19 protein-coding genes are annotated in these 22,271 nt (G+C 72.6%); 13 read left to right on the top strand and 6 right to left on the bottom strand.

Features of this window, described 5'->3' with window-relative positions; genetic code table 11:
* Nucleotides 1–191: 191 nt before the first annotated feature.
* The 6 genes from ACZ5Y0_RS17420 (at nt 192) to ACZ5Y0_RS17395 (ending at nt 8,533) form a co-directional block, all read left to right on the top strand.
* Nucleotides 192–3,044, top strand: coding sequence for a DEAD/DEAH box helicase (locus ACZ5Y0_RS17420; protein WP_469129528.1), 2,853 nt, complete (start codon nt 192–194; stop codon nt 3,042–3,044).
* A 716-nt stretch (nt 3,045–3,760) separates the two neighbouring features.
* Nucleotides 3,761–5,383, top strand: coding sequence for a sensor histidine kinase (locus tag ACZ5Y0_RS17415; RefSeq protein WP_469129527.1), 1,623 nt, complete (start codon nt 3,761–3,763; stop codon nt 5,381–5,383).
* Entirely contained in the window at nt 5,380–5,787 is a 408-nt protein-coding gene (locus ACZ5Y0_RS17410; protein WP_469129526.1) for a roadblock/LC7 domain-containing protein, read from the top strand. The genes ACZ5Y0_RS17415 and ACZ5Y0_RS17410 overlap by 4 nt, the downstream gene beginning before the upstream one ends.
* Nucleotides 5,784–6,179, top strand: coding sequence for a DUF742 domain-containing protein (locus ACZ5Y0_RS17405; protein ID WP_469129525.1), 396 nt, complete (start codon nt 5,784–5,786; stop codon nt 6,177–6,179). The genes ACZ5Y0_RS17410 and ACZ5Y0_RS17405 overlap by 4 nt, the downstream gene beginning before the upstream one ends.
* Nucleotides 6,160–6,780 (top strand): GTP-binding protein, encoded by a 621-nt coding sequence (locus ACZ5Y0_RS17400; protein WP_469129524.1) that lies wholly within the window; start codon nt 6,160–6,162, stop codon nt 6,778–6,780. The genes ACZ5Y0_RS17405 and ACZ5Y0_RS17400 overlap by 20 nt, the downstream gene beginning before the upstream one ends.
* Before the next feature lie 208 nt (nt 6,781–6,988).
* The gene (locus ACZ5Y0_RS17395; RefSeq protein WP_469129523.1) at nt 6,989–8,533 is read left to right on the top strand and encodes a cytochrome P450; all 1,545 of its coding nucleotides are present in this window, start codon (nt 6,989–6,991) and stop codon (nt 8,531–8,533) included.
* Here the strand turns inward: ACZ5Y0_RS17395 and ACZ5Y0_RS17390 are convergent.
* Complete coding sequence (locus ACZ5Y0_RS17390) at nt 8,527–9,492, bottom strand: RluA family pseudouridine synthase (RefSeq protein WP_469129522.1); 966 nt, start codon at nt 9,490–9,492, stop codon at nt 8,527–8,529. The genes ACZ5Y0_RS17395 and ACZ5Y0_RS17390 overlap by 7 nt on opposite strands.
* 68 nt (nt 9,493–9,560) lie before the next feature.
* Between ACZ5Y0_RS17390 and ACZ5Y0_RS17385 the strand changes: the two genes are divergently transcribed.
* Nucleotides 9,561–9,707, top strand: a complete 147-nt coding sequence (locus ACZ5Y0_RS17385; RefSeq protein WP_469129521.1) for a hypothetical protein — start codon at nt 9,561–9,563, stop codon at nt 9,705–9,707.
* 183 nt (nt 9,708–9,890) lie between these two features.
* Here ACZ5Y0_RS17385 and ACZ5Y0_RS17380 read toward each other — a convergent pair whose 3' ends face one another.
* Nucleotides 9,891–10,733 (bottom strand): siderophore-interacting protein, encoded by an 843-nt coding sequence (locus ACZ5Y0_RS17380; RefSeq protein ID WP_469129520.1) that lies wholly within the window; start codon nt 10,731–10,733, stop codon nt 9,891–9,893.
* Nucleotides 10,734–10,828: 95 nt separating this feature from the next.
* A complete protein-coding gene (locus tag ACZ5Y0_RS17375; protein ID WP_469129685.1) occupies nt 10,829–11,758 on the bottom strand; it encodes a 5'-3' exonuclease in 930 nt (309 codons plus the stop codon).
* A gap of 220 nt (nt 11,759–11,978) precedes the next feature.
* Between ACZ5Y0_RS17375 and ACZ5Y0_RS17370 the strand changes: the two genes are divergently transcribed.
* From ACZ5Y0_RS17370 to ACZ5Y0_RS17355, 4 genes are all read left to right on the top strand, one after another.
* Complete coding sequence (locus ACZ5Y0_RS17370) at nt 11,979–13,061, top strand: quaternary amine ABC transporter ATP-binding protein (RefSeq protein WP_469129519.1); 1,083 nt, start codon at nt 11,979–11,981, stop codon at nt 13,059–13,061.
* Entirely contained in the window at nt 13,054–14,865 is a 1,812-nt protein-coding gene (locus ACZ5Y0_RS17365; RefSeq protein WP_469129518.1) for an ABC transporter permease/substrate binding protein, read from the top strand. Before ACZ5Y0_RS17370 ends, ACZ5Y0_RS17365 begins: the two co-directional genes overlap by 8 nt.
* Before the next feature lie 437 nt (nt 14,866–15,302).
* Nucleotides 15,303–15,869 carry a helix-turn-helix domain-containing protein gene (locus ACZ5Y0_RS17360; RefSeq protein WP_469129517.1) on the top strand — a complete coding sequence of 189 codons (567 nt, stop codon included), beginning with the start codon at nt 15,303–15,305 and terminating at the stop codon, nt 15,867–15,869.
* The gene (locus ACZ5Y0_RS17355; protein ID WP_469129516.1) at nt 15,869–16,588 is read left to right on the top strand and encodes a helical backbone metal receptor; all 720 of its coding nucleotides are present in this window, start codon (nt 15,869–15,871) and stop codon (nt 16,586–16,588) included. The genes ACZ5Y0_RS17360 and ACZ5Y0_RS17355 overlap by 1 nt, the downstream gene beginning before the upstream one ends.
* Here the strand turns inward: ACZ5Y0_RS17355 and ACZ5Y0_RS17350 are convergent.
* Complete coding sequence (locus ACZ5Y0_RS17350; protein WP_469129515.1) at nt 16,500–17,675, bottom strand: TDT family transporter; 1,176 nt, start codon at nt 17,673–17,675, stop codon at nt 16,500–16,502. The genes ACZ5Y0_RS17355 and ACZ5Y0_RS17350 overlap by 89 nt on opposite strands.
* Nucleotides 17,676–17,745: 70 nt before the next feature.
* On the opposite strand from ACZ5Y0_RS17350, the gene ACZ5Y0_RS17345 reads away from it, so the two are divergent.
* Entirely contained in the window at nt 17,746–18,684 is a 939-nt protein-coding gene (locus ACZ5Y0_RS17345) for a LysR family transcriptional regulator (RefSeq protein WP_469129514.1), read from the top strand.
* A 620-nt stretch (nt 18,685–19,304) separates the two neighbouring features.
* Here ACZ5Y0_RS17345 and ACZ5Y0_RS17340 read toward each other — a convergent pair.
* Both ACZ5Y0_RS17340 and ACZ5Y0_RS17335 read right to left on the bottom strand, forming a co-directional pair.
* Nucleotides 19,305–20,003: a gamma-glutamyl-gamma-aminobutyrate hydrolase family protein gene (locus ACZ5Y0_RS17340; RefSeq protein WP_469129513.1), complete on the bottom strand. Its 699-nt coding sequence runs from the start codon at nt 20,001–20,003 to the stop codon at nt 19,305–19,307.
* A 70-nt stretch (nt 20,004–20,073) separates the two neighbouring features.
* A complete protein-coding gene (locus tag ACZ5Y0_RS17335; protein WP_469129512.1) occupies nt 20,074–20,808 on the bottom strand; it encodes a FadR/GntR family transcriptional regulator in 735 nt (244 codons plus the stop codon).
* Between the two features lie 103 nt (nt 20,809–20,911).
* Between ACZ5Y0_RS17335 and ACZ5Y0_RS17330 the strand changes: the two genes are divergently transcribed.
* Nucleotides 20,912–22,270, top strand: a complete 1,359-nt coding sequence (locus ACZ5Y0_RS17330) for a glutamine synthetase family protein (RefSeq protein ID WP_469129511.1) — start codon at nt 20,912–20,914, stop codon at nt 22,268–22,270.
* The last annotated feature ends 1 nt before the right edge of the window (nt 22,271 follow it).

Below are 22,271 nucleotides of genomic sequence, written 5' to 3'. Positions count from 1 at the left end.
AGCCCCCCCCCCCCCAGGCATACCCCCCCCCCCCCCCCCCCCCCACCCCCCCCCTCCCCCCCCCCCCACCCCCCCTCCCCCCCCCCCCCCCCCCCCCCCCCCCCCCCCCCCCCGCGCCGTGTGCTCGCCGGAGCCCCCTCGTGAGGCCCTGAACTGCGCGGACGCTGGTTTCGCGACCGTGGATCCGGATAATGATCGTCCTGTTGTCAGTGCGGCCCGGTACGGTGGAGAGCACGATGACAGAGGACCTCTCACCGGCCGAGCGGTACGCGGCAGCCCGTAAGCGTGCTGTCGAGCAGGCCACCGCTCTCGCCTCCTTCCGCGAGATGTACGACTTCGGCCTCGACCCCTTCCAGATCGAGGCCTGCCAGGCACTGGAGTCGGGCAAGGGCGTCCTGGTGGCCGCCCCGACCGGCTCGGGCAAGACGATCGTCGGCGAGTTCGCCGTCCACCTCGCCCTCCAGCAGGGCAAGAAGTGCTTCTACACGACACCCATCAAGGCGCTGTCCAACCAGAAGTACTCCGACCTGTGCCGTCGCTACGGCGCCGACAAGGTGGGCCTGCTCACCGGCGACAACAGCGTCAACTCCGAAGCCCCGGTGATCGTGATGACCACCGAGGTGCTGCGGAACATGCTGTACGCCGGTTCGCAGACCCTCCTCGGCCTCGGGTACGTGGTGATGGACGAGGTGCACTACCTCTCCGACCGCTTCCGGGGCGCCGTGTGGGAGGAAGTGATCATCCACCTCCCCGAGTCGGTCACCCTGATCTCCCTGTCGGCGACCGTGTCCAACGCCGAGGAGTTCGGCGACTGGCTCGACACCGTGCGCGGCGACACCGAGGTGATCGTCTCCGAGCACCGGCCCGTGCCGCTGTTCCAGCACGTGCTCGCCGGGCGACGGATGTACGACCTCTTCGAGGAGGGCGAGGGACACCGCAGGGCCGTCAACCCCGACCTCGCGCGGCTGGCCCGCATGGAGGCCAGCCGGCCGTCGTACCAGGACCGCAGACGGGGCCGGAACATCCGCGAGGCAGACCGGGAGCGCGAGCGCAGGCAGCGGTCGAGGGTGTGGACACCCGGGCGGCCCGAGGTCATCGAGCGGCTCGACGCCGAGGGTCTGCTGCCCGCGATCACGTTCATCTTCAGCCGAGCCGCCTGCGAGGCCGCTGTCCAGCAGTGCCTGTACGCGGGGCTGCGGCTCAACGACGAGGAGGCGCGCGAGCGGGTCCGCGCCCTGGTGGAGGAGCGCACCGCCGCCATCCCCGACGAGGACCTGCACGTCCTCGGCTACTACGAGTGGCTGGAGGGCCTGGAGCGCGGCATCGCCGCCCACCACGCGGGCATGCTGCCGACCTTCAAGGAGGTCGTCGAGGAACTGTTCGTGCGTGGGCTGGTCAAGGCCGTCTTCGCCACCGAGACCCTGGCGCTCGGCATCAACATGCCCGCCCGCTCGGTGGTGCTGGAGAAGCTGGTCAAGTGGAACGGCGAACAGCACGCCGACATCACCCCGGGCGAGTACACGCAGCTCACCGGCCGTGCGGGCCGACGCGGCATCGATGTCGAGGGACACGCCGTCGTGCTGTGGCAGCGCGCCATGAACCCCGACCACCTGGCCGGACTCGCGGGCACCCGCACGTACCCGCTGCGCTCCAGTTTCAAGCCGTCGTACAACATGGCGGTCAACCTGGTCCAGCAGTTCGGGCGGCACCGCTCGCGCGAACTGCTGGAGACCTCCTTCGCGCAGTTCCAGGCCGACCGGTCGGTCGTCGGGATCTCCCGGCAGGTGCAGCGCAACGAGGAGGGACTGGAGGGCTACAAGGCCTCCATGACCTGCCACCTCGGCGACTTCGAGGAGTACGCGCGGCTGCGCCGCGAACTCAAGGACCGCGAGACGGAGCTGGCCAAGCAGGGCGCGGCCCAGCGGCGGGCCGAGGCGGCGGTGGCGCTGGAGAAGCTGAAGCCGGGCGACGTCATCCACGTGCCCACCGGCAAGTACGCCGGACTGGCGCTGGTCCTCGATCCGGGCCTGCCCGCCGGACGGGCCAACGGCCATCGAGGCTTCGACCACCACGACGGGCCGCGCCCGCTCGTGCTGACCGCCGAGCGGCAGGTCAAGCGGCTGGCCGCGATCGACTTCCCGGTGCCCGTCGAGGCGCTGGAGCGCATGCGCATCCCGAAGACGTTCAACCCGCGCTCGCCGCAGTCCCGCCGGGACCTCGCCTCCGCGCTGCGCACCAAGGCCGGGCACATCGAGCCGGAGCGTGCCCGCAGGGGCCGCTCCCAGGCCGCCGACGACCGGGAGATCGCCCGGCTGCGCGCCGCGCTGCGCGCCCATCCCTGTCACGGCTGCTCCGACCGCGAGGACCACGCCCGCTGGGCCGAGCGCTACTACCGGCTGCTGCGCGACACCTCGCAGCTGGAGCGCCGGATCGAGGGCCGGACGAACACCATCGCCCGCACCTTCGACCGGATCGTCGCCCTGCTGACCGAACTGGACTACCTGCGCGGCAACGAGGTCACCGAGCACGGCAAGCGGCTGGCCCGGCTGTACGGCGAGCTGGACCTGCTGGCGAGCGAATGCCTGCGGGCCGGCGTCTGGGAGGGCCTGGCACCCGCCGAACTCGCCGCGTGCGTCTCGGCGCTGGTCTTCGAGGCCCGCTCCGGCGACGACGCGATGGCCCCGAAACTGCCCTCGGGCAAGGCCAAGGCGGCGCTCGGCGAGATGGTGCGGATCTGGGGCCGGCTGGACGCCCTGGAGGAGGACTTCCGGATCAGTCAGACCGAGGGGGTCGGCCAGCGCGAGCCCGACCTGGGCTTCGCCTGGGCCGCCCACATGTGGGCCTCGGGCAAGGGCCTCGACGAGGTCCTGCGGGAGGTCGAGATGCCGGCCGGGGACTTCGTGCGGTGGTGCAAGCAGGTCATCGACGTCCTCGGGCAGATCGCGGCGGCCGCGCCTCCGGAGAGTTCGTCGGTGGCGAAGAACGCCCGCAAGGCGGTCGACGCCTTGCTGCGGGGCGTGGTGGCGTACTCGTCCGTGGGCTGAGCCGGCGTTCGAGGCGGGCTGGACCGGATGGCGGAACAGGCCCGCCTCGCCCGTCCCGACGGGCAGGTGTCCCCGCCGCCCCGTGCCGCGTGATGCCCTCCGCGTCCGTCAGGGTGGACGGTTCACGGAGGAAGCCCGGACGTGAAGCCCGGGACGTCCGAGCCGTCGGTGACGCGGCCCAGGGTCAGCGGGCGGGGGAGGGTCGGCCGACCGCCCAGAACCCCCGCCGGGAGGCGCCGGACCTCCACCCCGATCAAGGGGCCGCCCACGTCGACGAGGCGCTGCCTCGGCGGGCTCGTCCGCCGGGTGTGCGGGCGGTGCACAGGGGCCGGCGCCGTCGTACGCTCCCTTACCGGCCCCTCGTCCACCGCTCCGGTCCCGAGCGCCCTGTCGGCTACCACGCCCGCGCCACCGCCGACGCGGTGCCGCGCATCACGGGCGCCTGACGGCATTCCCGCACCTCCTGATTCACCTGTCCCGGCGAGGGTGCTCGCACGCCCGTACGTCATCACGCAGCGTGTGCGAACGAGTTCCGTGCGTGTGAAACGCCCGAGGTTACTCCACGTGCGACGGTGGTTTCAGGCGGTCGCCGAATATGACACGGCGATGACCCGGTCGGACTAAGCTCGCCCGCGGCGCACCGAGTTGAGGCATATTCGTGCGCTTGTTCCCCATTGCCCCGAAGATGCCGACAGATCCCTACAGAGGGTGCCCACATGGTGAGTGTCCAGTCCCCACCCGGTCGCCGTGAACTGGCTTATGCGCGCATGGTGTTGCTGCCGGCGATAGTGATGGCCGCGACGACCGGAGCGGCCGTCGCCCTGGTGGCCGCGCCGGCTCAGGCCGCCGTCGGCGTCTGTGGAGCCGTCGCCACCCTCCTGGTGATCGCCGCCGGGACGGAGTCGGTCCGCCGCGGCCGCCGACTCAGGGAACTGCGTGCGGAGAAGGAGCGCCGGATCGCGTACCTGGAGCGCCGGGTCGCCGCCCACGGGGAGCAGAACCTCCGGCTCGCCGACTACTTCGTCCCCCAGGCCGTGGCGTGGCTGCGCGCCGGGAACTCGCCCCGCGAGGTGATGCTCCACTTCGCCGACGTGGACGCCGACTACCGCGACCTCGACGAGGGCCAGCAGAAGGTGGTCAAGGGGATCCTCGAGATCGTCGACCACGAGGAGGCCCTGCGCGACTCCGCCCAGCGCTCGTTCGTCAGCGTCGCCCGGCGCGTCCAGGCCATCGTGCACCAGCAGGCCGCGGAACTCCGGGAGATGGAGGAGGACCACGGCCGCAACCCCGAGGTCTTCGACGACCTCCTGCGCATCGACCACGGCACCGCCCTGATCGGCCGACTCGCCGACTCCATCGGCGTGCTCGGTGGCGGCCGCCCCGGCCGCAACTGGCCCCAGCCGGTCCCGCTCTACAGCGTGCTCCGCGGCGCCATGTCCCGCATCCTGGAGTACCGCCGCATCCAGCTCGACTCCATCGCCAAGGTCAACATCCGCGGCCTGTCCGTCGAACCGCTGATCCACGCGCTCGCCGAACTCCTCGACAACTCGACCCGCTACTCGCCCCCCACCAGCAAGGTGCACGTCAACGCCGTCGAGGTGCAGACCGGCATCGCGATCGAGATCGAGGACGCCGGCGTCAGCCTCAGCGAGGAGGCCCGCGCCAAGGCCGAGCGCATGCTGGAACAGGCCATGGCCGGTGTCGACATCCAGGACGTCGGAGGAACCCCGCGCCTCGGCCTCGCGGTCGTCGGCCGGCTCTGCACGTCGTTCAACATGCAGGTGTCCCTGCGCACTTCGGCCTACGGCGGGGTCCGCGCCGTGCTGATCGCGCCCAGCGAGATGGTCACCTCCGACCCCGCGCCCGGCTTCGCGCACGGCATCGGCGCCACCGCCGTACCGCAGATCGACCTGGGCAACATCGAGGGTCCCAAGCGGCCTCCGAAGAAGCGCCGCCCCACCAATCCGAGGATCCCGGCGGGTGTCTCCCTGGACGACGACGAGGTGCCCGAGGTCACCGAGTGGACCGACAAGGGCCTGCCGCAGCGTCGCAGCAAGACGACGATCCCGATCAGCCAGCGCTACCGCGAGGCGTACGCCGCCCAGGCGGCCGAACTCGCCGGGGAACCCGACCCGTTCGCCAGGCCGAAGCCGGAGCCCGAGCCGCACCAGAAGCGGCAGGAGCCCGGCGTGGCCTTCGAGGCCTTCTGGGAGGGCCTGAAGAAGGAGGCCCCTCCGGGGCACCACCCGACGGACTTCACCCGCAATCCCACCGCGTATCTGCACCTGCTCAAGGACAAGGCCAGGCCCGAGGCCGACGATGAAGGGGACCTCACGTGATCCAGCAGCGCCAAAACTTCGACTGGCTGCTCAAGGAGCTGTACGACGGGGTTCCGGGCATCGAGATGATCGTCGTGCTCTCCGCCGACGGACTGCGCATCGCCCGCTACGCAGGTGATCCCGACGCCGCCGACCGGGTCGCCGCGGCCTGCGCCGGCCTCCAGAGCCTGGCCAATGCCGTCGCCCAGGAGATCCACTCCAGTGACGGCGAGATGAACCTGGTCATGATCGAGCTGAACGGCGGCTACTTCTACATGATGTCCGCCGGCGCCAACGCCTACCTCGCGGTCCTCGCCGACGTACGCTGCGAGGCCGGCCGGATGAGCGCCATGATGCGCGACCTCGTGGTCCGGATCGGCGCCCATCTGACCACCCCGCCCCGACGCAGCGGGCAGAGCGTATGACGCCTCCGCAACGTCGACGTCGCGACCCCGTCCCGGAACCGCCCCCGCAGCCGCCGAAGGAGGGGGAGGGCAAGAACCCCGAGCGCCTGTACATCATCACCGGCCCGGACGGCGAACGCGCCCCGCTGGACCTCGTCACGTTGGTCGTGGCGCACGCCGAACCGCCCTCCTCCGCCACCCCGGAACAGTCAGCGGTGCTGCGGATGTGCCGGGCCCCGCTGTCGGTGGCCGAGGTGTCGGCGTACCTCGGTCTGCCGTTCAGCGTGGTGACGGTGCTGCTCACCGAGATGCTGGCGGCCGAACTCGTCCAGGCGCGCGCCCCGATCGTCCGCCGGCACCTCCCCGACCGTTCCCTTCTCGAAGCGGTGATGCATGGACTTCAACGGCTCTGACACCCTTCCCGGCCCGCGCGCCGAGGACCATCTGCCGCACACCACCACGGCGGCGGCCAAGATCGTCATCGTGGGCGGCTTCGGTGTCGGCAAGACGACCATGGTCGGGTCGGTCAGCGAGATCAAACCGCTGACCACCGAGGAGACCATGACGCAGGCCGGCATCGGCGTCGACGACAACTACGGCTCGGACACCAAGACCGCCACCACCGTGGCGATGGACTTCGGCCGGATCCGCATCACGGACCAGGTGGTGCTCTACCTCTTCGGCACACCCGGCCAGGAGCGGTTCTGGTTCCTGTGGAACGGCCTGTTCGAGGGCGCCCTCGGCGCGGTCGTCCTGGTCGACACCCGCCGCCTGGAGGTCAGCTTCGAGGTGATGGGCCGGCTGGAGGAACGCGGAGTGCCCTTCGTGGTCGCCGTGAACACCTTCCCCGACGGGCCCCGTTACCCGCTGGAGGATCTGCGGGGCGCCCTCGACCTGCCGCCCGAGGTCCCGATCGTGGAGTGCGACGTGCGCCGCCGGGCCTCCAGCCGCGACGTGCTGATGACGCTGACGCACTTCCTGCACGACCTCGCCCTGACCGGAAACCTCACCTGACATCCGCCCACCCCCGACCCTCGCCGGACTTCTCGGACCGTCGAGGGACTTCCCGGACCCTTTCCGGTCTGCGCGGGCACTCCCGCCCCTCACCGGGCTTCCCGGCCCCCCGCCCCCGACCCTCCCCGGACCTTCCGGACTCTTCCGACCCGCTCTCCCGACCCGCCCATACCTTCCGGATCCTCCCGGACCCCTTCGGAGCGACCCAGTGACGCCTGACCACCCCACGACGCCCGGTCCGCACGACCTCGCCCTCGACCCGCCGCCCGGCTGCCCCGCGCACGGCCGTGGCCCCGGCGGACTGCACCGGCTCTACGGACCCGGTGCGGAGAACCTGGACGACCTCTACGAGCGACTGCGCGAACAGCACGGCCCGGTGGCGCCGGTACTGCTCCACGACGACGTGCCCATGTGGGTGGTCCTCGGGCACGCCGAGAACATGCACATGGTGCGCACGCCCTCCCAGTACAGCCGTGACAGCCGCATCTGGACGCCGCTGCTGGACGGCATGGTCAAGCCCGACCACCCGCTCATGCCGCACATCGCGTGGCAGCCCATCTGCTCCCACGCCGAGGGCGACGAGCACAAGCGGTTGCGCGGCGCGGTCACCGCCGCCATGGCGACCATCGACGACCGCAGCGTGCGCCGGTACATCTACCGATCCACCCAGCGTCTGGTCAACCGCTTCTGCGAGCGGGGCAGGGCCGAGCTGGTCGGCCAGTTCGCCGAGCACCTCCCGATGGCCGTGATGTGCCATGTCCTCGGCATGCCCGAGGAGTACGACGACCGGATGGTCCACGCCGCGCGGGACGCGCTCAAGGGCACCGAGACCGCGATCGTCAGCCACACCTACGTCATGGAGGCGCTGGACCGGCTCACCGTCCGCCGCCGCGCCGAACCCCAGGACGACTTCACCAGCCAGCTCGTCCTGGACCCGGCGGGACTGACCGACGACGAGGTCCGGGAGCATCTGCGCCTGGTCCTTTTCGCCGCCTACGAGGCCACGGTCAACCTGCTCTCGAACGTCCTGCGCATGGTCCTCACCGACCCGCGGTTCCTCGCCCAGCTCAACGGCGGGCAGATGACGGTGCCGGAGGCGGTCGAGCAGTCCCTCTGGGACGAGCCGCCGTTCAGCACCGTCTTCGCCTACTTCGCCAAGCAGGACACGGAATTGGGCGGTCAGCGCATCCGCCGGGGCGACGGCCTCCTCTTCGCGCCCGCACCGGGCAACGTGGACCCGCGGGTCCGTCCCGACCTGTCCGCCAACATGCAGGGCAACCGCGCGCACCTGGCCTTCGGTGGCGGCCCGCACGAGTGCCCCGGCCAGGACATCGGCCGCGCCATCGCCGACGTCGGCGTCGACGCCCTGCTGACGCGGCTGCCGGACGTGCAGCTCGCCTGCGCGGAGGAGGACCTGCGCTGGACGACGTCCATCGCCTCGCGGCACCTCGTGGAACTGCCGGTCCGCTTCGAGCCGAAGCTCCCACAGGACGTCATGGTCAGGCCGACCCACGGGGCGCTCCCGCCGCCACGCCCGGTCCTCCCGGTGTCCCTCGGCACCACTGCGGCGCCCACCGCCGGCGCACCGGCCGCCCCACCCCTGGCCACCCGCATGCCGCCGCCCGCCGAATCCAGGCCGGCGACGGTCCCCAGGCCCGCGCCCGCTCCGGCGCCCGCCCCGGCGCCCGCTCCGGCACCGGCCCGTCGGCCGAACGCCTGGCGCCGCTTCCTCGCCTGGTGGCGCGGCTACTGACCCATGTCGCGCCCGCCGTCCCAGCTGTCGTACGACGACCAGGCGACCAGCGTCCGCCGGCTCCGCAGCCGGTGCCTCACCCTCGTGACCGGATCGGTGAACTCCAGCCCCCGCGCCAGCAGTTGCAGGGGGCGCCGGAAGTCACCGGCCGGTCCGGGAGCGGTCACCTCGGGGTAGAGGGGGTCGCCGAGGATGGGCACGCCGAGCGCGGTCATGTGCACGCGCAGCTGATGGGTCTGCCCGGTCTCCGGGGTCAGCCGGTAGCGGGCGAGCCCGTCCGGCCGGTGCTCGACCAGCTCGACGCGGCTGACCGCATTGGGCTCGCCCGGCACCTCACGGGCGGTCAGCGTCCCGCGTTCCTTCACGATCCGGCTGCGCACGGTCACCGGCCGGGCCAGCCCAGGATCGTACGGCGCGACCGCCTCGTACACCTTGCGCACCAGGCGGTCGCGGAACAGGGTCTGGTAGGCGCCGCGCTCCTCGGGGCGCACGGTGAACAGCACCAGCCCCGCGGTGAGCCGGTCGAGGCGGTGGGCGGCGCCCAGCGCGGGCAGCCCCAGTTCCCGCCGCAGCCGGGCCAGCGCCGTCTCGGTGACGTGGCTGCCGCGCGGGGTGGTGGCGAGGAAGTGCGGCTTGTCGGCGACGACGACATGCTCGTCGCGGTACACGACCTCCAGCGGGAACGGCACCGGCTCCTCGGCGGGCAGGTCACGGTGGAACCACAGGAACATCCCCGGCACGTACGCCGCGTCCGCCGCCACCGCCCGCCCGTCGGCCCCCACGATCCGCCCCGCGGCGAACATGTCGTCCACGGCCTCGGCCCGCGCCTCGCCGAACCGCTCGGCCAGATGCTCCCCCACGGTCGCCCAGGGGCCCTCGCCCGGCAGCCGCACCCGGACCGGATCGACCCCTTCGCGCTGCGGGAGGGGGGACGGCGGGGGAGGGGTGCGGCGTCTCATCGGGACCACCCTACGGCGGCCCCAGAAACTCGTTGGCATGCTCCCGTCCGGTGGGGAGGATGCCGTTCATGCCCCTTCTGACCAGTCCCGTCCTGCCCGCCGGCACCCTCGCCGAGTCCCCCCAGCCGGTCATCGCCACCGGGGAGGGGCTCGTCCTGCGCCCCTGGCGGGTGACGGACGCGCACGCCGTCCACGCGGCCTTCCAGGGCCCCTGATGCACAGTGGCACGTCCGGGCCGCCGACTCCGTCGCGGAGGTCACCGGTTGGATCGAGGAGTGGCTGACCGAGCGTCACCGGGCGGCCCGAGGCCGGGGACGAGCCGGCCCGGCAGGCCTTTCTTGCGCCAGACGGTGCGTGCGCGGTGCCGGTTCCACGGCTGGGGCCGCTTGCCATGGGCCTCAGGCGGCCGGCGCGGCCTCCTGCTCGGCCTCCACGCGCGCGTTCCACTCCCGCTTGGTGGCCTGCCAGCCGTCCTCGTCGTGGCCCAGCCGCCAGTAGCCGGACACCGACATGTCCTCGCGGGGGATCCGCAGCTCGACCCGCAGCAGCTTGCGCAGCTCCTTCACGAAGGCGGCCTCGCCGTGCACGAACGCGTGCAGCCGGCCCTCGGGGAACTCCAGCGCGCGGACGGCCTGCACGAGCCGCTCACCGAGCGGCCGTCCGCCGCGGTGCAGCCAGACGACCTCCACGTCGGAGTCGATCTTCTGCTCCTCATCGGGGCCGGAGACCTCGACGAAGGCGTGCGCCACGGCGCCGGCGGGCAGCGACTCCAGCGCCGCGGCGATGGCGGGCAGCGCGCTCTCGTCACCGGCCAGCAGATGCCAGTCGGCGGCCGGGTCGGGGGCGTAGGCGCCGCCGGGGCCCATGAAACGGACGGTGTCGCCCGGCTGGACCCGGGCCGCCCAGGGGCCGGCGATGCCCTGGTCGCCGTGCAGGACGAAGTCCAGGGTCAGCTCGCGGTGCTCGGTGTCCCAGTGGCGCACGGTGTACGTGCGTGTCACGGGCCACTGCTCGCGGGGGAACTCCGCGCGGACGCGCTCCAGATCGAAGGGCTCCGGGTAGGTCACGCCCTCGGGGCCGAACAGCAGCTTCACGTAGTGATCGGTGCAGGTGTCTGCGGCGAACTCGGCCAGTCCCTGCCCGCCGAGGACGACACGCTGCATGTGCGGGGTGAGCCGTTCGGTGCGGACGACCTGCGCGGAATGGGGCTTCCGCGGCTTCCGTGCCGGACGTTCTGCCATGACGGCCTCCCAAGCCTCCGTGGTTAGGTTAACCTAAGTTAGCATCTCGCGCCTCCGTGGTGCCTGTACGCGGGCGGTCTCCTCGGCATCCATGCTCACGCGCGGAGCGTCGTCAGCAGCCGTTGCAGGGCCCCGCCGAGACCCCACCGCCCCGCCAGCGCCTCCAGCACCTCGGGGTCCCGCGGCGCGCGGGGGAGCGCCGTGGAGACCTCCGGCAGCGGCACGTCGTCGGCGACCTTGACCACCGTCGGCGCGACGGCGAGGTAGGGCCGGGCCTCGTCGAGCCGCTTGCGCTGCGAGGGCGTGAGCTTCGCCCTCGGGTCGTCGACGGCCGCCAGGATCCCGGCCAGGTCGCCGAACTCGGTCAGCAGCTTGGCCGCCGTCTTCTCACCGATGCCGGGCACGCCGGGCAGACCGTCGCTCGGGTCGCCGCGCAGCAGCGCGAGGTCCGCGTACCCACGCCCGTCGACGCCATACTTCTCGCGCAGCCACGCCTCGTCCGTCGTCTGGAGCGTGCCCACGCCCTTCAGCGGGTACAGCACCCGCACCCCGCGCGCGTCGTCCACCAACTGGTACAGGTCACGGTCGCCGGTGACGATGTCGACCGGGCCCTTTGCGCGGGCGGTGAAGGTGCCGATCACGTCGTCCGCCTCGTAGTGCGCCACGCCCACGCGCGCGATGCCGATCGCGTCCAGGACCGCCTCGATCACCGGGACCTGCGGTGAGAGCGTGTCCGGTACCTCTTCCTCGTCGGGGCCGGCCTCGTGTTCCTCGGCGACCCGGTGCGCCTTGTAGGAGGGGATGAGGTCGACCCGCCACTGGGGCCGCCAGTCGGCGTCCATGCAGGCGACCAGTTCGTCGGGCCGGTGGTCCTTGACCAGGCGGTCGACGAAGTCCAGCAGGCCGCGCACGGCGTTCACCGGCGTGCCGTCCGGGGCTCTCACGGAGTCCGGGACGCCGAAGTAGGCGCGGAAGTACAGCGAGGCGGTGTCGAGGAGCATCAGTCGTCCGGTCACGCCACGCATCATGCCGCACCGACCCGTCACCGACCCGCGGCAATTCACTCACGTGGCAGGTGTGAAGGGGCTGTGAACCGGACCACTCCGGTGTTTGCCCATGCCGGGGCAGGGCAGGCGCCGCCTCGGAGCGGTGCCGGTTGCAGTTCCAACTGTTGCGATCCTCGCCGGCGCCCACCCCGGCCCCGGGCACCGCTCCCGTCCCCGCCCCCCACCCGAGAAGGTATGTGTGTCCTCCAGGCTGGAAGCCGATCATCTGTACAAGGTGTTCGGCAGACGACAGGACGAGGCAGTCGGGCGGCTCCGCCGTGGCGCCGACCGTGAGGAACTGCGGGCCGACGGCGCCACCGCCGCCGTGATCGACGCCTCCTTCACCGTGGACCCCGGCCAGATCTTCGTCGTCATGGGCCTGTCCGGATCCGGGAAGTCCACCCTGCTGCGCATGCTCAACGGACTGCTGGAGCCCACCGCGGGACGCGTGCTCTTCGACGGCGAGGACCTGACCGCGCTCGGCGACCGCGAGCTGCGCGAGGTCCGCGCCAGGAAGATCAGCATGGTCTTCCAGCACTTCGCGCTCTTCCCGCACCGCAGCGTCCTCGACAACGCCGCCTACGGCCTCGCCGTGCAGGGCGTGCCGCGCGCCGAACGCGAGCGGCGCGCGACCGAGGCCCTGCGGCTGTGCGGCCTGGCCGGCTGGGAGAAGTCCTGGCCGGACGAGCTGTCCGGCGGCATGCAGCAGCGCGTGGGCCTCGCCCGCGCCCTCGCCACCGACGCCGACGTGCTCCTGATGGACGAGTCCTTCAGCGCGCTCGACCCGCTGATCCGCCGCGACATGCAGGATCAGCTGCTCACGCTCCAGAAGACCTTGAAGAAGACGATCGTCTTCATCACCCACGACCTCAACGAGGCCATGCGCCTGGGCGACCGCATCGCCGTCATGCGCGACGGCCGCATCGTGCAGAACGGCACGGCCGAGGACATCCTCGTCCGCCCCGCCGACGAGTACGTCGCCTCCTTCATCAAGGACGTCGACCGCTCCCGTGTCCTCACCGCGTCCGCCGTCATGGACACCGAGCTGCGCGGCGACGAGGCCGACTGCGGCTGCGCCACCGCGAACCCCGACACCCCCTTCACGGAGCTGTGCGCGCTCAGCGCCCGCCTCACCCACCCGGTCGCCGTCCTCGACGCGGACCGCGAACTCGTCGGCGTGATCCCCCGCCGACGCCTCGTCGGCTTCCTGGGCGACGAACAGGGGGAGCCCGCCGCCCGCGCCGACCGGTGCGACGGGGGGAAGGTGACCGCCCGTGCCTAGGCTGCACCTCGGTGACTGGGTCGACTCCGGCGTCGCCTGGCTCGTCACCCACATGTCCTGGCTGTTCGACGCCGTCAAGGCGGTCGTCGAAGGCATGTACGACGGCATCGACGGCGTCCTCACCGCCCCCGAGCCCCTGCTGCTCGCCGGCGTCCTCGCCGTGCTCGCCTGGTGGCTGCGCGGCCTGGTCGCCGGTGTCCTCGGCTTCGCCGGGTTCGCGCTCATCGACTCCCTCGACCTGTGGGAGGAGGCGATGTCCACGCTCTCGCTGGTGATCGTCGCCACCGTGATCGCCCTGGTGGTCTCCGTCCCGCTGGGCATCTGGGCGGCTCGCTCCAAGACCGTCAGCGCTGCCCTGCGGCCGGTCCTGGACCTGCTCCAGACCATGCCGTCGATGGTCCTGCTGATCCCCGCGATCCTGTTCTTCGGCATGGGCGTGCCCGCCGGCGTGATCGCCACCCTGATCTTCGCGCTGGCCCCCGGCGTGCGCATGACCGAACTGGGCATCCGCCAGGTCGACACCGAACTCGTGGAGGCAGCCGAGGCCTTCGGTACGACCCCGCGCGACACCCTGCTACGGGTCCAGCTGCCACTCGCCCTGCCGACGATCATGGCGGGCGTCAACCAGGTCATCATGCTCGGCCTGTCGATGGTCGTCATCGCCGGCATGGTCGGCACCGGCGGCCTCGGCGGCGCCGTCAACGAGGCCATCGGCAGGCTCGACATCGGCCTCGGCTTCGAGGCGGGCCTCGGCATCGTCGTCCTCGCCATCTACCTGGACCGTATGACCGGCGCCCTCGGCAGCCGCATCTCTCCGCTGGGCCGTCGCGCCGCCGCCAAGGCCCGCCCCACGCTGTGGAGCCACCGCCCCCGTCCGGTCGTGGCCGTGGTCGGCGTGATCGTCCTGGCGCTCGTCGCCGGCGGCATGGGCGTCTTCGGCTCGGACTCCGGCACCGCCGAGGCCTCCGCCACGGACGTCGGCGAGGGCAGGGAGATCACCATCGGTTACATCCCGTGGGACGAGGGGATCGCCTCCACCTTCCTGTGGAAGGAACTGCTGGAGGAACGCGGCTTCGAGGTGAAGACCGCCCAGTACGCCGCCGCCCCGCTCTACACCGGCCTCGCCACCGGCCAGATCGACTTCCAGACCGACTCCTGGCTGCCCACCACGCACGCCGAGTTCTGGAAGAAGTACGGCAACCGGCTCGACGACCTGGGCGCGTGGTACGGCCCCACCTCCCTGGAGCTGAGCGTCCCGGCGTACATGAAGGACGTGAACACCCTCGCGGACCTCAAGGCCAGGTCGGCCGAGTTCGGCGGGAAGATCACCGGCATCGAGCCCAGCGCCGGAATGATGGGCCTGCTCAAGGACAAGGTCGTCGAGCGGTACGGCCTCGAGGGATACCAGGTCGTCGACGGTTCGACCCCGGCGATGCTCGCCGAGCTGGAGCGGGCGTACGCCCGCAAGGCCCCCATCGTCGTCACGCTCTGGTCGCCGCACTGGGCGTACAGCGAGTACGACCTGAAGAAGCTGAAGGACCCCGCGGGCGCCTGGGGCGAGGGCGACGGCGTGCACACCCTCTCCCGCAAGGGCTTCACCGCCGACAACCCCGAGGTCGGCGCGTGGCTGAAGGACTTCTCCATGACCGAGCAGCAGCTCACCGGTCTGGAGGCGCAGATCCAGAAGTCCGGCAAGGGCAAGGAGCAGGACGCGGTCCGCACCTGGCTGAAGGACAACCCCGGCCTGCTCGACAAGTGGGCACCGGTCGACGGCGCCGGGGAGAAGAGCGGGGCGGCCGGGTGACCTGACAGCACCCGGACCGTCCAGCGCGGGGCGGGCACCGCCGTACGTCTCGGACACGTACGCCGGAGCCCGCCCCGCGTCGTTCGGCACGGCACGGATCCGGCCAACCACACCGCGCCACAGCCGCGGTCCCGTCCGGCGGCTCGCCGCGCTTCGGCGCCGGCCCCTCCACCAGCCGGATCGTGCGCCGGAGACGGTGGGGGAACACCCATCGGGCCACGGGCATTGAACCGGAGAACGCGACAGAGCACCCCTGCCCGCGCATGTCGACTGGCGCGAACCGTGAGTTCGCGTGTGACCCCGGACGTCCTCGATGCGGCGGGCTCGTGAAACGGTTTGCCGAACATGCGTAGGGTGCAGAGAACTCATCAGAGGACGTGCGCCCGCGACGGGGCACTCGGTAGTCGGACAGACGAGCGTAGGAGGGAGCCGGAGCGATGGGCGACCACAAAGAACAGCCCCTCCGGGTGGGCGCGGCCGTCCGGCGGCGGCGCCGGTCCCTGGACCTCACGCTCGCCGTCGTGGCCGAGCGCAGCGGGCTGTCGGTCCCGTTCCTCAGCCAGATCGAGAACGACCGGGCCCGGCCCAGCACCGGCTCCCTGGAGAAGGTCGCCGACGCCCTGCGCACCACGGCCGTCGAACTCCTCGCCGCCGCCGACCCGGCATGCAGCGTCGACGTCGTGCGCGCCGACATCGGCGAGGCCGGACCCGAACCGCGTTCCCGCTCCCTGGTCCGCGGCCACCACCAGATGCACGCCTCGGAGTTCACCGGCGACCACGAGGCAGGCCGCGAGTTCCAGTACCGCAACGACCAGCTGATGTATGTGGCCGACGGCGCGGTGGAGATCGAGGCCGAGGGCCGGGCCTACCGTCTCGGTCGCGGCGACACCCTGTATCTCACCGGCGGGGTCCGCCACCGCTGGCGGGCGACCGTGGCCGACACCCGGGTCGTGGTCGTCGCCGTGGCGGAGCACATCGAGGCGGTCCGGGACCGCAAGCGGTAGTGCGGGTCGTCTCGCTGGTGCCCTCGCTGACCGAGGCGGTGGCCGTGTCCGTGCCCGGCGTCCTGGTCGGTGCCACCGACTGGTGCACCCACCCGGCGGGCCTCGACGTCACCCGGGTGGGCGGCACCAAGAACCCCGCGACCGACCGGGTCGCCGCGCTCGCCCCCGATCTGGTGATCGCCAACGAGGAGGAGAACCGGGAGCAGGACCTCGCCGCCCTCCGGGACGCCGGCTTGGAGGTCCTGGTGACCGAGGTCCGGGACGTGCCGCAGGCCTTCCGGGAGCTCGCACGGGTGCTGGACGCCTGCGGGGCCCGCTCGCGCCCCCGCTGGCTGGACGAGGCCGAGGAGGTGTGGAGCGCCGCGGAACCGCCCGGCGGGCGCCGGACCGCCGTCGTGCTGGTCTGGCGCCGCCCGTGGATGGTCCTGGGCCGCGACACCTTCGCCGGGGACGTCCTCGCCCGCCTCGGCGTGGACCACCTGTACACGGCCCACGAGGACCGCTACCCCAGGGTGGCCCTGGACGACCTGCGGGCGGCGGCCCCGGACCTGGTCGTCCTCCCCGACGAGCCCTACCGCTTCACCGCCGCCGACGGCCCCGAGGCCTTCCCCGGTCTGCCGTGCGCCCTCGTCAGCGGACGGCACCTGACGTGGTACGGCCCGTCGCTGGCCGAGGCGCCCCAGGTGCTGACCGGGGCGCTGCGAGCAGCTCACCGCTGAACAGCCCCCGCGCGGTGTGCACGGTGACGACGGCCCAGGCGGCCACCAGCACGACGTACAGCCCGACGGCCGGGGCCGCGTACGCGACGAGTCCGGTGCGCCGGGCCAGGGCCTCGGCGCCGGTCACACAGGTTCCGACCGGGAACGTGAACGACCACCACGTCATCGCGAAACCCATCCCGTCCCGGCGGGCCCGCACCACATGGACGGTGGCCAGGCACATCCACAGCAGGGCGAACCCCATGACCGGCACCCCGTACAGGACGGCGAGGACCGCCAGCCCGCGACCGTCCGGCGCGGGCACCACTCCTGGCGCGGCGTCCGCGAACGCCCCGACGGCGGTAGTCGACTGTCCGAGCGGACCCAGGACCAGGAACAGGGTCGGTGTGAGGGCGAGGGGCAGCGGGCCGCGGGTGACCAGCCGGGCGAACACCACCGGCAGCATCACCAGCGTGGCGAGCAGGCTGAGCCCGAACAGCGCGAAGCAGGCGAGCAGCAATGTCTCGCGCGCCTGCCCGGCCGGCAGGTACGGGACCAGGTGCGGCCCCGAGGCGGCCGACACCATCGGCGCCACCAGCGGCAGCAGCCACACCGGCGTGGCCTGCCCCGGCTCGACCCGATGACGTACGGCCATGAGGTACGGGACGGCGACGGCCGCGGTGAGCCCCACCGCCGTACCGGCGCAGAACAGCACGGCGTCGAGGGCGACGGCCGCGTCGGTGCCGATCCAGTCCCGTCCGACGGAGAGCGCCCCGCCGCCGACCGCGACCAGCGCCATCGCCAGGCAGCCGTAGAACGGGACCGTCGCCGGGTCCAGGACATGGGCGCGGGCCTGGTCGCGATGGTGACGCCAGTGCACGGCGCGGGCGGCGACCAGGGTCAGCAGCAGGACGAGGGAGAGGGCCCAGACGGCCACGCAGGCCGGACGCAGCCCCGGAACGCGGGCGGGTACCGCCGCGCCTGCCGTCGCCACCGCGGCGGTGCCCATCACCGTGGCGTACCAGTTCGGACCGAGGTGGCGGACGGCGGCGGCGCGCGGGCGTGGCTGCGGGCTCGCGAGGAGAACGGGCTGGACTGCGGTGACCATGTCCCCACCGTCCCGCCCGGACGCGCCCCCGACCAGGGACGATCGTTCTATGGGGGCATAAGCTGACCTTATGACCAGCGACGGGACGACGCACGAACCCCTGGGGGAGCGGCCCGGCGGCTCGATCGCGCACCGGGTACCCGACCTCGGCGCCCTGGAACTGCTGCTGGCCGTCGCCCGGCTCGGCAGCCTCGGGCAGGCCGCCCGTGAGCTGGGCATCACGCAGCCGGCCGCGAGCAGCCGCATCCGCTCCATGGAACGCCAGCTCGGCGTGGCCCTGGTGGACCGTTCACCGCGCGGCTCCCGGCTCACCGACGCCGGTGCGCTGGTCACCGACTGGGCGCGACGGATCGTCGAGGCGGCGGCGGCCTTCGACGCGGGTGCGCAGGCGCTGCGCGACCGGCGCGACTCACGGCTGCGGGTCGCGGCGAGCATGACCATCGCCGAGTACCTGCTGCCCGGCTGGCTCCTCGCCCTGCGCGCCCAACGGCCGGACACGGCCGTGTCGCTGCTCGCGGGCAACTCGACGGCGGTGGCGGAACGGCTGCTCTCCGGCGAGGCCGACCTCGGCTTCGTGGAGGGGCTCCACGTGCCGGCGGGCCTGGACTCGACGGTCATCGCCAACGACCGGCTGATCGTGGTCGCCGCGCCGGCGCATCCTTGGGCGCGGCGTCGGCGGGCGTTGTCCGCGCAGGAGCTGGCCTCGACGCCGCTGATCCTCCGGGAGGAGGGCTCCGGGACCCGCCAGGTCCTGGACGCGGCCCTCGGCGGGCTGGCCCGCCCCCTCATCGAACTGTCCTCGACGACGGCGGTGAAGGCCGCGGCGGTCAGCGGGGCGGGCCCGGCGGTCCTGAGCGAGCTGGCGGTGGGCGAGGAACTGGCCCTGCGGCGCCTGGTGTCCGTCCCGGTGGACGGCGTCCGCCTGGCCCGAGACCTCCGAGCGGTCTGGCCCACAGGCCACCGCCCGACGGGCCCAGCCCGAGACCTGCTGTCACTGACCCGGGGGTAGGCGTAGGAGGTAGGGGGAGCGGTGCGGGCGGGGTCTCCGCCCCGCGCGCGAGGGGGTGGCCCACGCTGTGCGCTCGGCGCCCCTCCGGCACCCGTCTCGGTCGGTCCTGGCGTGCCGTCTTTCTGCGGCCATGCTCCCGCACTCCTGCCGGAGGGTCCTCCCGCTCCGGGGCCGGCGCCCACCTGGCACCCGTCTCGGTCGGTCCTGGCGTGCCGTCTTCCTGCGGCCCTGCTCCCGCACTCCCGGCGTTCCGGACAGCCGGCCGGGCCCGCCGCGGGAGCTGGGCGTGGAGGAGTTCGCCCATCGTCCTCGCCGAGGGCGATCCGCTGACCCCTGTCGGCCACGGCCTGGGGGGATCCGGCGGAGTTCCTGTTCCATGCGCTCGACGCCTTCCCAGCACGCCACTCGGCCACCGCCCCACTCGGCCGACCGGCTCGGTGGGACGAGCAGTGGCCCTCGCATCTCCGTGCCGCCCGCCGCATCCCCGTGCCGCCCGGCGTCCCCCAGCCCGTCCGGCGTCTGAGGACGAGGCCCGTCCGGGACGGAAGCGGGGGTCCGGGGACGGCAGTCCCAGGTACGGGCAGGGAAGGGGCGGCGGGGGGCCACACACCTTCCCGCGCTCACCCCGCCGCCCGGACCAACCCCCGCATCACCCGCACGTCCTCACCCATCTCCGGATGCCACTGCACCCCCAGCACCCACCCCCCGCCCCCGGACGGCAGTTCGACCGCCTCCACCGTCCCGTCACCGGCGTACGCACAGGCCACCAGCCCCGCCCCCAGCCGTTCCACCGCCTGGTGATGAAAGGTCGGCACCGACATCTCCTCGGGCACCAGCCCGGCGTACAGCGTCCCCGGCACAGGCTTCACCGAGTGCCGCCCGAACACCCCGACGACCTCCGCGTGCCCGGACAGATGCTGCACGAGCGACCCCCCGAGCGCCACGTTCAGCAACTGCATCCCCCGGCAGATCCCCAGCAGCGGCACCCCCGTCCCCAACGCCGCCTCGATCAGGGCGAGTTCCCACCCGTCCCGCTCCCGCGCCGGCGGCCCCGTCCGGGGGTCCCGCTCGGCGCCGTACCGCTCGGGCTCGACATCGGGCCCGCCCGCGATGACCAGCCCGTCCAGCCGGGCCACGGCGGCGGCCGCGTGTTCGGGCGCGTCCGGCGGCAGCATCGCCGCCAGCCCGCCCGCCCGCTGCACGAGCCGCGGATATCCGGCCGGCAGCAGCGCCGCCTCCAGGTCCCACACCCCCCACCGCGCCCCGGCCTCCAGATACGTGCTGACGCCGATCAGCGGCCTGCCCGTGCCGTTCACCATGCCCCGCCTCCGTCCCGTCCTGGGGGTCCCCCGAATGGACTCGAAGCGAACCATTGAACACGCCCCCCGGTCAGGCGAGGAAGCCCCGCAGCAGCGCGGCCGTCCCCGCGCAGTGTTCGCGCATCATCTCCCGCGCCCCGTCCGCGTCCCGGTCGAGCACCGCCTCCACCAGGGCCGTGTGCTGGCGCTGCGAATGCTCCAGGTTGCGCACCAGCAGTGGGATGCAGTCCAGCAGGTCGTTCACCGTCGCCCGGACCGCCGCGTACCGAGCCGCCAGCGACGCCGAGCCGCACAGCTCGGCGAGGGTGAGGTGCAGCATCGTGTCGAGGCGTCGGTAGTCGGCCAGGGGCGCGTCCTCGGTGCGCGCCAGCGCCTCCCGCAGCCGACCCGCCTGGTCCTCGGTCAGGCCGTGCGCCGCGCACAGGCCCGCCGCGCCGACCTCCAGCACCTCCCGGAAGCGGAGCGCGTCCTCGATGTCGACCTCGGCGACCCGCCGCCGCAGCGCGTCCTCGCCGACCGCGTCCGCGCGCGGCAGCACGAACGTCCCGCCGTAGCGGCCCCGGCGGGACTCCACCAGCCCCTGGTCCTGGAGCACCTTCAGCACCTCACGCAGTGTCACCCGGCTGATCCCGAGCCGTTCCGCCAGATCCCGTTCGGCCGGGAGCCGTTCGCCGGCGGGCACCAGGCCCAGCCGTACGACCTGGAGGATCTGCTCCAGGGCCTCCTCGAAGCCGTTCCCGGCCCGCACCGGCCGCAGCACCGGCGTGAGCCGGTCCGCCGGTCCCTCCTCGGCGTCCACCGGCATCCGGTCGCGCCCCCTTCCCAAGTAAAGGTCTCCGGCAATACCTTATGGCTCCCGGCCGTCCGACACAGCCGTAGCAGCCGAGGAAGCCTGAGGAGGCCCTCCCGTGGCAGACCGCACCCCCCCGCTCGGCGTCGAGGAACTGCACGCCCTCGTCGCCGGCGGTGAGATCGACACCGTCGTCCTCGCCTTCCCCGACATGCAGGGGCGTCTCCAGGGCAAGCGTTTCGCCGCCCGCTTCTTTCTCGACGAGGTCCTCGAACACGGCACCGAGGGCTGCAACTACCTCCTCGCCGTCGACACCGAGATGAACACGGTCGACGGTTACGAGATGTCCTCCTGGGAACGGGGCTACGGCGACTTCGCCATGCACCCCGACCTGAGCACCCTGCGCCGCCTGCCCTGGCACCCCGGTACGGCGATGCTCGTCGCCGACCTCGGCTGGGCGGACGGCTCACCCGTGGTCGCCGCCCCCCGGCAGATCCTGCGCCGCCAGCTGGAGCGCCTCGCCGAGCTGGGCTTCACCGCCCAGGCCGGCACCGAGCTGGAGTTCATCGTCTTCCAGGACACCTACGAACAGGCCTGGGACGCGCAATACCGGGGACTCACCCCGGCCAACCGCTACAACGTCGACTACTCGATCCTCGGCACCGGCCGTATCGAGCCCCTGCTGCGCCGCCTGCGCAACGACATGGCCGGCGCCGGCCTCACCGTCGAGTCCGCCAAGGGCGAGTGCAACCCCGGCCAGCACGAGATCGCCTTCCGCTACGACGAGGCCCTGGTCACCTGCGACCAGCACGCCATCTACAAGACCGGCGCCAAGGAGATCGCCTCGCAGGAAGGCGTGTCCCTCACCTTCATGGCCAAGTACAACGAGCGCGAGGGCAACTCCTGCCACATCCACCTCTCCCTCGCGGACGCCGACGGCGCCAACGCGATGGCCGGGCCGGACGGGATGTCCGAGGTCATGCGGTACTTCCTCGCCGGACAGCTCGCCGCCCTGCGCGACTTCTCCCTCCTCTACGCCCCGCACGTCAACTCCTACAAGCGGTTCCAGCCGGGTTCCTTCGCCCCGACCGCCGTCGCCTGGGGACACGACAACCGCACCTGCGCCCTGCGCGTCGTCGGCCACGGCCGCTCCCTGCGCTTCGAGAACCGGCTGCCCGGTGGCGACGTCAACCCGTACCTCGCGGTGGCCGCACTGGTGGCCGCCGGCCTCCACGGCATCGAGCACCAGCTCGAACTGCCCGAGCCCTGCGCCGGCAACGCCTACACCGCCGACTACGCGCACGTTCCCACCACCCTCCGCGACGCCGCCGACCTGTGGGAGAACAGCCCCATCGCGCGAGCCGCCTTCGGCGACGAGGTCGTCGCGCACTACCGCAACATGGCCCGCGTCGAGCTGGAGGCCTTCGACGCGGCGGTCACCGACTGGGAGCTGCGCCGCTCCTTCGAACGCCTGTGAG

This window comes from Streptomyces sp. NPDC033216, assembly GCF_055577115.1.
Note: the sequence above shows the minus strand (reverse complement) of the source record. Positions and strands in the feature narration are given on the sequence as shown.